Origin of the sequence: Streptomyces sp. NPDC046909, assembly GCF_040644695.1 — a bacterium.
Taxonomy (GTDB): Bacteria; Actinomycetota; Actinomycetes; order Streptomycetales; family Streptomycetaceae; genus Streptomyces.
This window is the reverse complement of sequence record NZ_JBEYXC010000013.1, coordinates 91,738-105,317: the sequence shown is the minus strand read 5'-3', so window position 1 is coordinate 105,317 and position 13,580 is coordinate 91,738. Positions and strand designations below refer to the sequence as shown.

Below are 13,580 nucleotides of genomic sequence, written 5' to 3'. Positions count from 1 at the left end.
CCCCCACCGGTCACTGAAAGAGAAGGAAGAACCGGCATGTCCGCTCTCCAGACCCTCGCTGCGGTCGAAGGCAACCTCGGCTCCATCGGTTACGGCCTCGCCGCGATCGGCCCGGGCGTCGGCGTCGGCATCATCTTCGGTAACGGCACCCAGGCTCTCGCCCGCCAGCCCGAGGCGGCCGGCCTCATCCGCGCCAACCAGATCCTCGGCTTCGCGTTCTGTGAGGCGCTGGCCCTCATCGGCCTCGTCATGCCGTTCGTCTACTAAGACGAGCCCTGACGACAGCCCCATTCGACGAAAGGCACTGATGTGAACCACGCACTGGTTCAGCTTGCGGCCGAGGCGGAGAAGGAGAACCCCCTCGTTCCGCCGTGGCCGGAGCTCGTCATCGGCCTGATCGCCTTCGTCATCGTCTTCGGCTTCCTCGCCAAGAAGCTCCTCCCGACCATCAACAAGGTTCTGGAAGAGCGGCGCGAGGCCATCGAGGGCGGTATCGAGAAGGCCGAGGCCGCACAGACCGAGGCCCAGAGCGTCCTCGAGCAGTACAAGGCCCAGCTGGCGGAGGCCCGTCACGAGGCCGCGCGGCTGCGCCAGGAGGCGCAGGAGCAGGGCGCCACGCTCATCGCCGAGATGCGCGCGGAAGGCCAGCGGCAGCGCGAGGAGATCGTCGCCGCCGGTCACGCGCAGATCGAGGCCGACCGCAAGGCCGCCTCTTCCGCGCTGCGCCAGGACGTCGGCAAGCTCGCCACCGACCTGGCCGGCAAGCTCGTCGGCGAGTCCCTCGAGGACCACGCCCGGCAGTCCCGCGTCATCGACCGCTTCCTCGACGAGCTCGAGGAGAAGGCCGAGGCGGCTCGATGACAGCGCACGGAGCGAGCCGCGAGGCTGCGGCTTCGGCACGTGAGCGTCTCGACGCGCTGACGGACAACACGTCCGTGAACGCCGGCACGCTCGCCGACGAGCTGGCCGCCGTCACCGCGCTGCTCGACCGCGAGGTGTCGCTGCGTCGGGTCCTCACCGACCCGGCGCAGGCCGGCGAGGCCAAGGCCGAACTGGCCAAGCGCCTCCTCGGCGGCCAGGTGGGCGGCGAGACCGCCGATCTGGTGGCCGGCCTGGTGCGCTCCCGCTGGTCGCAGTCCCGCGACCTGGCGGACGCCCTGGAGGAGCTGGCGAACATCGCCGACCTCACCGCCGCACAGCAGGGCGGCGCGCTCGACGACGTCGAGGACGAGCTGTTCCGGTTCGGCCGGATCGTCTCCTCGAACACCGAGCTGCGCTCCGCGCTGACCGACCGCGCCGCGACGGCGTCGGCCAAGGGCGAGCTGCTGCGCAGCCTGCTCGGCGGCCGGGCCGATGCGACCACCGAGCGTCTGGTGACGCGTCTTGTGACCGCGCCGCGGGGACGTAGCCTGGAGACGGGACTGGAGTCCCTGTCCAAGCTCGCCGCCGAGCGCCGCGACCGGCTGGTCGCCGTCGTCACCTCGGCGGTGCCGCTGAGCGACACGCAGAAGCAGCGCCTGGGCGCCGCTCTCGCGAAGCTCTACGGCCACACGATGCACCTCAACATCGACGTGGACCCCGCGGTCCTCGGCGGTATCCGGGTGCAGGTCGGTGACGAGGTCATCAACGGCTCCCTCGCGGACCGTATCGAGGACGCCGGCCGCCGCCTGGCGGGCTGAGCAGCAACTTCATAAGCAGTACGTACAGACGGCCCGGTTGGGCCGTGCAGAGGATTCACCTTCTTTGAGGGGGAGTCCCCATCCCCCCAAGTTGAAACTTCGGGCCCAACAAGGAGAGCAGGGAACCCAGATGGCGGAGCTCACGATCCGGCCGGAGGAGATCCGGGACGCGCTGGAGAACTTCGTCCAGTCGTACAAGCCGGACGCGGCCTCGCGCGAGGAGGTCGGTACGGTCACCCTTGCCGGCGACGGCATCGCGAAGGTCGAGGGTCTCCCCTCGGCCATGGCCAACGAACTGCTGAAGTTCGAGGACGGCACCCTCGGCCTCGCGCTCAACCTGGAAGAGCGCGAGATCGGCGCCATCGTCCTCGGTGAGTTCAGCGGCATCGAGGAGGGCCAGCCGGTCACGCGTACCGGCGAGGTCCTGTCGGTCGCCGTGGGCGAGGGCTACCTCGGCCGTGTCGTCGACCCCCTCGGCAACCCGATCGACGGCCTCGGCGAGATCGAGACCAGCGGTCGTCGCGCCCTTGAGCTGCAGGCTCCGGGCGTCATGGCCCGTAAGTCGGTGCACGAGCCGATGGAGACCGGCTACAAGGCCGTCGACGCGATGACCCCGATCGGCCGTGGCCAGCGTCAGCTGATCATCGGTGACCGCCAGACCGGCAAGACCGCCCTGGCCGTCGACACGATCATCAACCAGCGCGACAACTGGCGCTCCGGCGACCCGAAGAAGCAGGTCCGCTGCGTCTACGTCGCCATCGGCCAGAAGGGCTCGACCATCGCCTCCGTGCGTGGCGCCCTCGAAGAGGCCGGCGCGCTCGAGTACACGACCATCGTCGCCGCCCCGGCGTCCGACCCGGCCGGCTTCAAGTACCTGGCGCCGTACACCGGTTCGGCCATCGGTCAGCAGTGGATGTACGAGGGCAAGCACGTCCTCATCATCTTCGACGACCTGTCGAAGCAGGCCGACGCCTACCGCGCCGTGTCGCTGCTGCTGCGCCGCCCGCCGGGGCGTGAGGCCTACCCGGGTGACGTCTTCTACCTGCACTCCCGTCTGCTGGAGCGCTGCGCGAAGCTCTCGGACGACCTGGGCGCCGGTTCGATGACGGGTCTGCCGATCGTCGAGACGAAGGCCAACGACGTCTCGGCGTTCATCCCTACCAACGTCATCTCCATCACCGACGGCCAGTGCTTCCTGGAGTCGGACCTCTTCAACGCCGGTCAGCGCCCCGCGCTGAACGTCGGTATCTCCGTCTCCCGAGTCGGTGGTTCCGCGCAGCACAAGGCGATGAAGCAGGTCTCCGGCCGACTGCGCCTCGACCTGGCCCAGTACCGCGAGCTGGAGGCGTTCGCCGCCTTCGGTTCCGACCTGGACGCCGCGTCGAAGTCCCAGCTGGAGCGCGGTCAGCGTCTGGTCGAGCTGCTCAAGCAGGCTCAGTACCAGCCGATGCCGACCGAGGACCAGGTCGTCTCCGTGTGGGCCGGTACCACCGGCAAGATGGACGACGTCCCGGTCGCCGACATCCGCCGCTTCGAGAAGGAGCTGCTTGAGTACCTGCACCGCAAGGAGCAGGGCCTCATGACCTCCATCAAGGAGGGCGGCAAGATGTCGGACGACACCCTCACCGCTGTTGCCGACGCGATCGCCGAGTTCAAGAAGCAGTTCGAGACCTCGGACGGCAAGCTTCTCGGCGAGGACGCCCCGGCCGCCGCCGGCAAGTGACGACGGAAGGGACCTGACTCATGGGAGCGCAGCTCCGGGTCTACAAGCGTCGCATCAAAACCGTCACCGCGACCAAGAAGATCACCAAGGCGATGGAGATGATCGCCGCCTCGCGCGTCGTCAAGGCGCAGCGCAAGGTGGCGGCCTCCACGCCGTACGCGACCGAGCTCACCCGCGCGGTCACGGCGGTCGGTACCGGCTCGAACACGAAGCACCCGCTGACCACGCAGGCCGAGACGGTCACGCGGTCCGCGGTGCTGCTCCTGACGAGCGACCGCGGTCTCGCCGGCGCCTTCAACTCCAACGCCATCAAGGTGGCCGAGAAGCTGACGGAGCGTCTTGAGGCCGAGGGCAAGGAGGTCGACACGTACATCGTCGGCCGCCGCGGTCTGGCTCACTACAACTTCCGCGAGCGCAAGGTCGTGGAGTCGTGGTCGGGCTTCACCGACGAGCCCACGTACGCGGACGCGAAGAAGGTCGCGGGTCCGCTGATCGAGGCCATCGAGAAGGACACGGCCGAGGGCGGCGTGGACGAACTCCACATCGTCTTCACCGAGTTCGTCTCGATGATGACGCAGACGGCGCTCGACGACCGCCTGCTGCCGCTCAGCCTCGAAGAGGTCGCCGCGGAGGCCGCGCCCAAGGGCGAGATCCTTCCGCTGTACGACTTCGAGCCCTCGGCGGAGGACGTCCTCGACGCCCTTCTGCCGCGCTACGTGGAGAGCCGCATCTACAACGCGCTTCTCCAGTCGGCCGCTTCGAAGCACGCCGCCACGCGGCGCGCGATGAAGTCGGCGACCGACAACGCGGGCGAGCTGATCACCACGCTCTCCCGTCTTGCCAACGCGGCCCGCCAGGCCGAAATCACCCAGGAAATCAGCGAGATCGTCGGTGGCTCCGCAGCCCTGGCCGACGCGACCGCGGGGAGTGACAGGTAATGACGACGACAGTTGAGACGGCCGCTGCCACGGGCCGCGTCGCCCGGGTCATCGGCCCGGTCGTCGACGTGGAATTCCCCGTCGACGCCATGCCCGACATCTACAACGCCCTTCACGTCGAGGTGGCCGACCCGGCCCAGGACGGCGCGAAGAAGACGCTGACCCTGGAGGTCGCCCAGCACCTGGGTGACGGCCTGGTCCGCACCATCTCGATGCAGCCCACCGACGGTCTGGTCCGCCAGGCCCCGGTCACCGACACCGGCACCTCCATCACGGTCCCGGTCGGCGACTTCACCAAGGGCAAGGTGTTCAACACCCTCGGTGAGGTGCTGAACGTCGACGAGAAGTACGAGGGCGAGCGCTGGGGCATCCACCGCAAGGCCCCGAACTTCGACGAGCTCGAGTCGAAGACCGAGATGTTCGAGACCGGCGTCAAGGTCATCGACCTTCTCACCCCGTACGTCAAGGGTGGAAAGATCGGTCTGTTCGGTGGTGCCGGCGTCGGCAAGACGGTGCTCATCCAGGAGATGATCTACCGCGTCGCCAACAACCACGACGGTGTCTCCGTGTTCGCCGGTGTCGGTGAGCGCACGCGTGAGGGCAACGACCTCATCGAGGAGATGGCCGACTCGGGCGTCATCGACAAGACCGCCCTGGTCTTCGGTCAGATGGACGAGCCCCCGGGCACCCGTCTGCGTGTGGCCCTCGCCGGTCTGACCATGGCGGAGTACTTCCGCGATGTGCAGAAGCAGGACGTGCTGTTCTTCATCGACAACATCTTCCGCTTCACGCAGGCCGGTTCCGAGGTGTCGACCCTGCTCGGCCGTATGCCCTCCGCGGTGGGCTACCAGCCGAACCTGGCCGACGAGATGGGTCTCCTCCAGGAGCGCATCACCTCGACCCGTGGTCACTCGATCACCTCGATGCAGGCGATCTACGTCCCCGCGGACGACCTGACCGACCCGGCCCCGGCCACCACCTTCGCCCACCTCGACGCGACGACGGTTCTCTCCCGTCCGATCTCCGAGAAGGGCATCTACCCGGCCGTGGACCCGCTGGACTCGACGTCCCGCATCCTCGACCCGCGGTACATCGCGGCGGACCACTACAACACCGCGATGCGCGTCAAGACGGTCCTCCAGAAGTACAAGGACCTTCAGGACATCATCGCGATCCTCGGTATCGACGAGCTGGGCGAAGAGGACAAGCTCGTCGTCCACCGTGCCCGTCGCGTGGAGCGCTTCCTGTCCCAGAACACCCACGTCGCCAAGCAGTTCACCGGCGTCGACGGGTCGGACGTGCCGCTGGACGAGTCGATCACCGCGTTCAACGCGATCATCGACGGCGACTACGACCACTTCCCGGAGCAGGCGTTCTTCCTCTGCGGTGGCATTGAGGACCTCAAGGCCAACGCCAAGGAGCTCGGCGTCTCCTGAACTCGCTGACCGAGTTCGACTGAGGGGGCGGGGTACGTCCCGCCCCCTCTTTCACGCCTACTAGACTTGTAACCAACACCCGGCACAACCGCCGGGTGGTGACCCGAGGAGCCACCTTGGCTGCTGAGCTGCACGTCGCGCTGGTCGCGGCCGACCGAGAGGTCTGGTCCGGCGAGGCCACCCTTGTCGTCGCGCGCACCACGTCCGGCGACATCGGCGTCATGCCCGGTCACCAGCCGCTGCTCGGTGTGCTGGAGTCGGGCCCGGTGACCATCCGTACGAGTGATGGTGGAACGGTCGTCGCCGCGGTGCACGGCGGTTTCATCTCGTTCGCGGACAACAAGCTGTCGCTGCTGGCCGAGATCGCCGAGCTGTCGGACGAGATCGACGTCCAGCGCGCGGAGCGCGAGCTGGAGCGTGCGAAGGCGGAGGGTGACGCCGCCGCCGAGCGCCGTGCGGACGTACGTATCCGTGCGGCGGCGACGCGCTGACCCCAGCGCGTTCGCTTATGACGTGACTCAGCCGCGGCTGGGACCGGAGGAATCCGGCCCTGGTCGCGGCTGAGGCAAATGTGGATGTTTTTTCCATTCCGTTACCGAGTAGACGAGGAGGTCGGTGCCGATGGTCCTCGCTCTGACTGTGTGCGGAATCGTCGTGGCGCTCGTGGTGCTGGGACTGTTCGTCTTCGGCCTTCGGCGCAGGCTCATCCAGCGCTCCGGCGGCACTTTCGACTGTTCGCTGCGCTGGGACGTCCCGGAGAAGACCGACACCAGCGGCAAAGGCTGGAGCTACGGCGTCGCCCGCTACAACGGCGACCGCATCGAGTGGTACCGGGTCTTCTCCTACGCCTACCGCCCGCGCCGCGTCCTGGAGCGCGCCGCGATCGAGGTGGCCGGGCGCCGGCTGCCCGAGGGCGAGGAGGAGCTGGCGCTGCTCTCCGACGCCGTCATCCTGACCTGTCTGCACCGGGGCACGCGTCTTGAACTCGCCATGAGCGAAGACGCGCTGACCGGTTTTCTCGCGTGGCTGGAAGCAGCCCCGCCCGGTCAGCGCGTCAATGTCGCCTAGTTACCGCTAGCTGAGTCCGCTGTTGATCGCGCTGACCAGCTCGCCGTTGGAGCTGTCACCGCTGAACTCCCAGAAGAACGCCCCGCCCAGACCCTGGTTCTTGGCCCAGGTCATCTTGGTGCCGATGGTGGCGGGGGTGTCGTACGACCACCAGTTGCTGCCGCAGAAGGCGTACGCCGTGCCGCCGACGGTGCCGGTGGCGGGGCAGGACGTCTTGAGGACCTTGTAGTCCTCGATGCCCGCCTCGTAGGTGCCGGTCGCCGGGCCCGTCGCCGTACCGCCGGGAGCCGCCTGGGTGACGCCGGTCCAGCCGCGGCCGTAGAAGCCGATGCCGAGGAGCAGCTTGCTCGATGCCACGCCCTTCGCCTTCAGCTTGGCGATCGCGTCGGCCGAGTTGAAGCCGGCCTTCGGGATGCCGGAGTACGAGGTGAGCGGGGAGTGCGGGGCCGTGGGGCCGGTCTTGTCCCAGGCGCCGAAGTAGTCGTACGTCATCACGTTGTACCAGTTGACGTAGGCCGAGGCGCCGCCGTAGTCGGCCGCGTCGATCTTGCCGCCGTCCGAGGCGTCGGCGGTGATCGCGGCGGTGACGAGGTAGTCGCTGCCGAACTCCGAACGCAGCGCGGACATCAGGTTCTTGAAGGCCGCCGCACCGGAGGTGTCACAGGTCAGACCGCAGGCGTTGGGGTACTCCCAGTCGATGTCGATGCCGTCGAAGACGTCCGCCCAGCGCGGGTCCTCGATGACGGACTTGCAACTGGCGGCGAACGCGGCCGGGTTGGCGGCGGCCTGGGCGAAGCCGCCGGAGTAGGTCCAGCCGCCGAAGGAGTACAGCACCTTGATGTTCGGGTACTTGGCCTTCAGCTCGCGCAGCTGGTTGAAGTTGCCGCGCAGCGGCTGGTCCCAGGTGTCGGCGACGCCGGAGACGGACTGGTCGGCGGTGTAGGCCTTGTCGTAGGCGGCGTAGGTGTCGTCGACGACGCACTTGCCGTCCTTGACGTTGCCGAACGCGTAGTTGATGTGGGTGATCTTCGCGGCGGAGCCCGAGGTCACCAGGTTCTTCACGTGGTAGTTGCGACCGTAGACGCCCCACTCGGTGAAGTAGCCGAGCTTGACCTTGCTGCCGGTGCCCGGGTCGGTGGTGCCGCCCGTGGTGGTCACGGAGACCGCGCCGCTGGCCGGGCCGGTCTGGTCGGCGGTGTCGCGGGCCTGGACCGTGTACGAGTAGGAGGTGCCGGCGGTCAGACCCGTGTCCGTGTACGACGTCGAGGTCACGGTCGCGACCTTGGTGCCGTTGCGCAGCACGTCGTAGTTCTTGATGCCCTTGTCGTCGGTGGCCGCGCTCCAGGACAGGGTCACCGAGGTGTTGGTGACGCCGGAGGCGGTCGGGGTGCCGGGGGCGCTCGGCGCGCTGTCGGTCGGGTTCGTGGTGCCGCCGTCACAGCTGCCGCTGTTGAGGAGGCAGTTGGAGGGGGAGCCGGAGCCGGTGCCGTTGAAGCCGAAGGAGACGGAGGCGCCGGCGGCGAGGGTGCCGTTCCAGGACTTGTTCTTGGCGGTCCAGTGGGTGCCGGAGGAGGTGACGTCGGCGTCCCACGCGGAGGTGACCGAGGTGCCGGAGGGGAAGTCCCACTCCACGGTCCAGGAACTGAGGCTGGTGGTACCGGTGTTGGTGACCGTCCACTTGGCCTCGAAACCGGTGCCCCAGTCCTGGGTCTTGGTGTAGGTCGCGGTCGCGGACGTCGCCGCCTCGGCGGGGCTCGCGAGGCCGACGAGGCCGGCGAACGGGAGCATCAGGGTCGCGATCCCTGCCGCGACTCTGTGTCTGAAGCGCATGCCGCGCCTCCTTGGGGGTGTAGGGGCGTGACTGAGCCTTCACGCCACGGTGCGGCGAGAATAGAAAGGTCTGGACCACAGGTCAATAGGTCTGGACCACTCTTGTATGCGACCGCTTAGATCCCCAACTCCTGGGCGAGCACGGCGGCTTGTACGCGGCTGCGCAGCTCCAGCTTCCCGAGCAGTCGGCTGACGTGCGTTTTCACCGTCGCCTCCGCCATGTCGAGGCGGCTCGCGATGTCCGCGTTGGACAGGCCTTCGCCCAGGCAGGACAGCACCTCGCGTTCACGCCGGGTGAGAGCGTCGAGGACCGCTGGATCGACGCCCGGCCGCCGTACGGGCTTGGCGGCGAACTCCGAGATCAGACGGCGGGTGACGGCCGGCGCGACGATCCCCTCGCCGCGGGCGACCGTACGCACCGCGTCGATGAGCGCCTTCGCCTCGGTGTTCTTCAGCAGGAAACCCGCCGCCCCCGCCCGCAGCGCCCCGAACACGTACTCGTCGAGGTCGAAGGTGGTCAGCACGAGGACGTCCGCGAGCCCTTCCTCGGTGACCTGCCGGGTCGCCGACACCCCGTCCAGGCGTGGCATCTGGATGTCCATGAGGACCAGGTCCGGCCTCAGCTCCCGGGCCAGCGCCACCGCCTGCTCCCCGTCGGCGGCCTCACCGGCCACCTCGATGTCGGGTGCGCTGCGCAGGATGAGGACGAGCCCGGCGCGTACGGCGGACTGGTCCTCCGCCACCAGCACGCGGATCATGCGGCGTCTCCTTCGGTCAGCGGGAGCAGGGCCCGTACGGTCCACGAGTCGCCCTCGGGGCCCGCCTCGAATGTGCCGCCCAGCAGCGCGACCCGCTCCCGCATCCCGACCAGACCGGCACCGGAACCGGGGGCGCGCGGGCCGTCCCGGTGGCCGTACGGGCTGGTCACGAGCACGTCGAGCGAGCCGTCGCGGCGGGCGAGGGTGACGGTGACACGGCCGGGGCAGGCGTGCTTGAGCGCGTTGGTCAGGGACTCCTGGACGATCCGGTAGGCGGCCAGTTCGACGGGGGCGGGGGCCGCCGCGACCGCCGTACCGTGCGCGGTGTCCAGGTGGACGTCGAGGCCGTTGGCGCGGGCGCCCTCGACCAGGGTGTCCAGGCTGTCGAGGGTGGGCGCGGCGGCCGGTTCGGTGTCGCCGCCGGTGTCGCGCAGGATGCCGATGAGGCGGCGCATCTCGGTGAGTCCCTCGACGCTGTTCTCGCGGATGACCGCGAGGGCCTCGCGGGAGGTCGAGGGGTCGTCGATCGACAGGGCGGCCGTGGAGTGGATGGCGATCGCGGAGAGGTGGTTGGCGACCATGTCGTGCAACTCCCGCGCCATCCGGGCGCGTTCGGCGGTGACGGCCTGGGCGCGGTCCATCTCGGCGAGCAGCGCGGTCTGTTCGGCGCGCAGCCGGGCGGCCTCGGCGGCGTCACGGTGGTTGCGGACGATCCAGCCGGTGGCGGCGGGCCCGTACGCCACGACCCCGACGACCACCCCGATCAGCAGCGCCTCCGGCACCCGCCACACCGCGAACGGCACCAGCGTCGCGACCACCGTGAGCAGGCCGGTGATCCACTGGATGCGGCGGGCCGAGGCGAGCGGGCCGTACAGGACGGCGGCGTAGACGAGGTCGGTGAACATCAGCACCGACGCCAGGCTGCCCTGGGTCACCAGGTCCGCGCAGATCGCGACCGTGCCGGTCAGCAGGGCCGCGCGCGGTGCGCTGCGGCGCAGCAGCTCGCAGCCGGCCAGCACGGTGAGCGGCAGCAGCACCGGCCAGGGGCCGTCGAAGAGGGTGATCGGGTCGTCGGACCGCCGCGTGCCGAGGCCGAGGAGCACGAGCAGCAGACCGCCGAGCAGCCCGCCGGCCGCGACGTACACGTCGAACCGGTGCGGGCGGGGGAGTCGTACGGCCATGACCCCATCCAACACGCGAGCCGGGCGCTCCGCCTGATGCCCAGGACGGGTCCTGGACTGCATCTTTCGATGTACCGCGAGTTCGTCACCGCCGACGACGAGAGGGGCCGTTGCCGACGGGAGCCTGGAAGGGCGGGTGAATCCCCCGCATCCCCGGTGAGGAGCGAGTCGTGGTCGTCACGTTGGTCATCGCCTGTGAAGTGGGCTTCTGGGTGCTGCTGGCCCTGGGCCTGGCCGTCCGGTACCTGCTGAAGCGGCGCCGGACCAGTGTGGCGCTGCTCTTGTGCGAGCCGGTGCTGGAGCTGGTCCTGTTCGCCGTGACGGCGATCGACCTCAAGAACGGCGCCGAACCGAGCTGGGAGCACGGGCTGGCGGCGCTCTACATCGGTTACACCGTCGCGTACGGCCACTACACGATCCGCTGGCTGGACGGCCACGCCGCGCATCGGCTGGCCGGGGGCCCGCGGCCGCCGAAGCCTCCGCGGTACGGCCGGGCCCGCGCCGCCCACGAGGCGAAGCTGTGGCTGCGGGCCGTGTACGGGGGCGCGGTGGCGGCCGGGCTCCTCCAGCTCGCCGTCTGGTACGTCGGGGACTCCGGCGATGTCAGCTCACTGCGCTCGTTCCAGTGGGTGGCGCTGCGGGCGGTCGGCGTCTACGGCCTGATCGCCCTGTCGTACACCCTCTGGCCCAAGAGGGAACCGGCCTCAGCGCTCCCCGCCCGGGACCCAGAGCACGTCCCCGACGTCCTTGTTGGCGGTGCGCGCGAGGATGAACAGTAGGTCCGAGAGCCGGTTCAGATAGGTCGCCGTCAGCGGGTTCATGACCTCTCCGTGGACCTCCAGCGCGGTCCATGTCGACCGCTCCGCACGCCGCACGACCGTGCAGGCCTGATGCAGGAGCGCGGCACCAGGCGTCCCGCCCGGCAGGATGAAGGACCGGAGCTTCTCCAGGCGCTCGTTGAAGCGGTCGCAGTCCGCCTCCAGCTTGTCGACGTAGAACTGCTCGACCCGCAGGGGCGGGAACTCCGGGTTCTCCACGACCGGCGTGGACAGGTCCGCGCCCACGTCGAAGAGGTCGTTCTGGACACGGGTGAGGACCTTGACGACCTCCTCGTCCAGCCCGCCCAGCGCGATCGCCGTGCCGATCGTCGCGTTCGCCTCGTTGGCGTCGGCGTACGCGGAGATCCGCAGGTCGGTCTTGGCGACCCGGCTCATGTCGCCGAGGGCGGTGGTGCCCTGGTCGCCGGTCCTGGTGTAGATGCGTGTCAGATTGACCATGAGGTCAGCGTAGACGCCACCAGAGACACCGGAACATCCGTTCGTCATGGAGTGGGAATGAGAGTTCGTGTGGCGAACGGGTGACCTTTGGCGTGGCTCATCGTTGCATGCGGTGACGGAGCTTCGGGGGCAACAGGGGAGGCGGCTGGTGAAGGTCACGCGCATCGCGTACAGCAAGAACCTGAACGCCCAGAAGTACGAGCAGCTTGCCGAGCAGGCCCGCCGTCTTGGGCAGGTGCGGTCCCTGGTGTGGCGGAAGTACGGGGCGCTGGCCGGTGTCGGTGTCGGCGACCGGGGCATTCGGGATCAGTGGATGAAGGACGGTACCGCGGACACCTTCGGGGTGCTGGCGAACGCTTGGAAGGAGACGCTGAGGGACGCGGTTGCCGATGTCAAGGCGAACCGTGAGGCTGCCAAAGTCTCGGTCCGGCAGGCAATCTGGCGTCGCACTAGTGACCAGGGCGAGCGGAAACGCCTCTTTACTGTGCTCAAGTGCGATCAATGGATGGACGATCCGTACCTCTCGCGCTTGATGCGCAAGCACTGGAAGCACGGCCGCAACCGGACAGCGAATCAGATTGTGGTCCGCTCCGACCTGTACCGCACGTTCACCTTGGCCGAGGGCGGTGATGTCTGGCTTGCTGTGCCCTCGCTGGTACGGCGACAGCAGATCGTCATCCCGTTGAACACAACGGTCGCCCCCACGGGAACGCTGCGACTGATCCTGCGCGATGGCCGGGTGGAAGTGCACTATCAGATCGACGGACGCTCCCTGAAGTCCAGCCAGCGGCTTTGCGGGACCGCCAAGGTAGGTGTCGACAAGGGGTACTCGGAAGTCCTCACGGACTCCGAAGGCAACCACCACGGCCAGGAACTCGGTGGCCTGCTGCAGGTGGAGTCGGACTTCCTCAAGACCAAGAACGCTCGCCGAGCCAAGATTCAGGCCATTGCCGAGAAGGCTCGTGCAGCCGGTGATTCAGCGAAGGCCGACCGGATCATTCGAAACAACCTCGGCACCACCAAACGCAACCGCCGACGCCGCGCCTTCGAGGCCAGAGTCCGCACGGTGACCTTCACCGCTGTTCACGCCGTGCTCGACATGGCGAACCATGTGGTGGCTGAGGACCTCACGCGAACCATCCCGACGAGGAAGAAGCTGGGCAAGGACACCAACCGCCGCCTCGCCGCCTGGACCAAGGGCGTCACGGCCGAGGCGCTCAACAGCTTGTCGGAGCGCAGAGGTTCTGCGCTGTCGCTGGTCAACGCGGCCTACACCTCACAAGTCGCCCCCTGCTGTCGGATCCTCGGCACGCGCAAAGGGGACCGGCTTCACTGCACCCGGTGCGGGGCGGTGTGGCAGGCAGACCACGCGGCAGCGATCAACGTCCTGGAACGAGACGGTGACACCGACATCACCCTGTACACCCCACATATGAGGGTGCGGCAGCTCATCCAGGAACGGACCGATCGCCACCGGACCAGACTGCCGGTCCAGGACTCCAGCACTTGCGGAGAGCGAACAAGCTCAACAGGGCGCAGCGCGAATTCACCCGTCCGTGCAGCAGCGACGAAGCACACACGGGAAGCAGACGTGACGCGCATTACTAACCGGTCACACAGCACCTCACTCCCGCTAAGGTCCGCCGAAGAGGGATACGTAAACAGCGGGTAAGGCGTACCAAAAGGGGAG

Annotated in this window: 14 protein-coding genes; 10 read left to right on the top strand and 4 right to left on the bottom strand. The window is 68.5% G+C overall.

From position 1 onward, the window contains the following. Nucleotides 1-36 precede the first annotated feature (36 nt). The 8 genes from atpE (at nucleotide 37) to ABZ928_RS35860 (ending at nucleotide 6,844) form a co-directional block, all read left to right on the top strand. Nucleotides 37-267: an ATP synthase F0 subunit C gene (gene atpE / locus ABZ928_RS35895; RefSeq protein WP_006381669.1), complete on the top strand. Its 231-nt coding sequence runs from the start codon at nucleotides 37-39 to the stop codon at nucleotides 265-267. A 42-nt stretch (nucleotides 268-309) separates the two neighbouring features. After that, complete coding sequence (locus tag ABZ928_RS35890) at nucleotides 310-861, top strand: F0F1 ATP synthase subunit B (RefSeq protein WP_361528173.1); 552 nt, start codon at nucleotides 310-312, stop codon at nucleotides 859-861. Continuing rightward, nucleotides 858-1,679: a F0F1 ATP synthase subunit delta gene (locus tag ABZ928_RS35885; RefSeq protein WP_361528171.1), complete on the top strand. Its 822-nt coding sequence runs from the start codon at nucleotides 858-860 to the stop codon at nucleotides 1,677-1,679. The genes ABZ928_RS35890 and ABZ928_RS35885 overlap by 4 nt, the downstream gene beginning before the upstream one ends. Nucleotides 1,680-1,809: 130 nt before the next feature. Then, entirely contained in the window at nucleotides 1,810-3,402 is a 1,593-nt protein-coding gene (gene atpA / locus ABZ928_RS35880; protein ID WP_361528169.1) for a F0F1 ATP synthase subunit alpha, read from the top strand. Between the two features lie 20 nt (nucleotides 3,403-3,422). Next, the gene (locus ABZ928_RS35875; RefSeq protein ID WP_361528167.1) at nucleotides 3,423-4,340 is read left to right on the top strand and encodes a F0F1 ATP synthase subunit gamma; all 918 of its coding nucleotides are present in this window, start codon (nucleotides 3,423-3,425) and stop codon (nucleotides 4,338-4,340) included. Beyond that, on the top strand, nucleotides 4,340-5,776 hold the full coding sequence (atpD, locus tag ABZ928_RS35870) for a F0F1 ATP synthase subunit beta (protein WP_361528165.1): 1,437 nt from the start codon (nucleotides 4,340-4,342) through the stop codon (nucleotides 5,774-5,776). The genes ABZ928_RS35875 and atpD overlap by 1 nt, the downstream gene beginning before the upstream one ends. 116 nt (nucleotides 5,777-5,892) lie before the next feature. Then, on the top strand, nucleotides 5,893-6,267 hold the full coding sequence (locus tag ABZ928_RS35865; protein ID WP_046262507.1) for a F0F1 ATP synthase subunit epsilon: 375 nt from the start codon (nucleotides 5,893-5,895) through the stop codon (nucleotides 6,265-6,267). Between the two features lie 130 nt (nucleotides 6,268-6,397). Beyond that, nucleotides 6,398-6,844: a DUF2550 domain-containing protein gene (locus ABZ928_RS35860; protein WP_289922516.1), complete on the top strand. Its 447-nt coding sequence runs from the start codon at nucleotides 6,398-6,400 to the stop codon at nucleotides 6,842-6,844. A gap of 6 nt (nucleotides 6,845-6,850) precedes the next feature. Here ABZ928_RS35860 and ABZ928_RS35855 read toward each other — a convergent pair whose 3' ends face one another. The 3 genes from ABZ928_RS35855 to ABZ928_RS35845 all read right to left on the bottom strand — a co-directional run bounded on the left by ABZ928_RS35855 (nucleotide 6,851) and on the right by ABZ928_RS35845 (nucleotide 10,613). Continuing rightward, a complete protein-coding gene (locus ABZ928_RS35855) occupies nucleotides 6,851-8,674 on the bottom strand; it encodes a glycoside hydrolase family 18 chitinase (RefSeq protein ID WP_361528163.1) in 1,824 nt (607 codons plus the stop codon). A gap of 116 nt (nucleotides 8,675-8,790) precedes the next feature. After that, on the bottom strand, nucleotides 8,791-9,432 hold the full coding sequence (locus ABZ928_RS35850; protein ID WP_361528161.1) for a response regulator transcription factor: 642 nt from the start codon (nucleotides 9,430-9,432) through the stop codon (nucleotides 8,791-8,793). Beyond that, a complete protein-coding gene (locus tag ABZ928_RS35845; RefSeq protein WP_361528159.1) occupies nucleotides 9,429-10,613 on the bottom strand; it encodes a histidine kinase in 1,185 nt (394 codons plus the stop codon). Before ABZ928_RS35845 ends, ABZ928_RS35850 begins: the two co-directional genes overlap by 4 nt. A 170-nt stretch (nucleotides 10,614-10,783) precedes the next feature. On the opposite strand from ABZ928_RS35845, the gene ABZ928_RS35840 reads away from it, so the two are divergent. After that, the gene (locus ABZ928_RS35840; RefSeq protein ID WP_361528157.1) at nucleotides 10,784-11,392 is read left to right on the top strand and encodes a hypothetical protein; all 609 of its coding nucleotides are present in this window, start codon (nucleotides 10,784-10,786) and stop codon (nucleotides 11,390-11,392) included. On the opposite strand, the gene ABZ928_RS35835 is transcribed toward ABZ928_RS35840, so the two are convergent. Next, nucleotides 11,318-11,890, bottom strand: a complete 573-nt coding sequence (locus tag ABZ928_RS35835) for a cob(I)yrinic acid a,c-diamide adenosyltransferase (protein ID WP_361528155.1) — start codon at nucleotides 11,888-11,890, stop codon at nucleotides 11,318-11,320. The genes ABZ928_RS35840 and ABZ928_RS35835 overlap by 75 nt on opposite strands. A 148-nt stretch (nucleotides 11,891-12,038) precedes the next feature. Between ABZ928_RS35835 and ABZ928_RS35830 the strand changes: the two genes are divergently transcribed. Further along, nucleotides 12,039-13,562 carry a transposase gene (locus ABZ928_RS35830; protein WP_361528153.1) on the top strand — a complete coding sequence of 508 codons (1,524 nt, stop codon included), beginning with the start codon at nucleotides 12,039-12,041 and terminating at the stop codon, nucleotides 13,560-13,562. The last annotated feature ends 18 nt before the right edge of the window (nucleotides 13,563-13,580 follow it).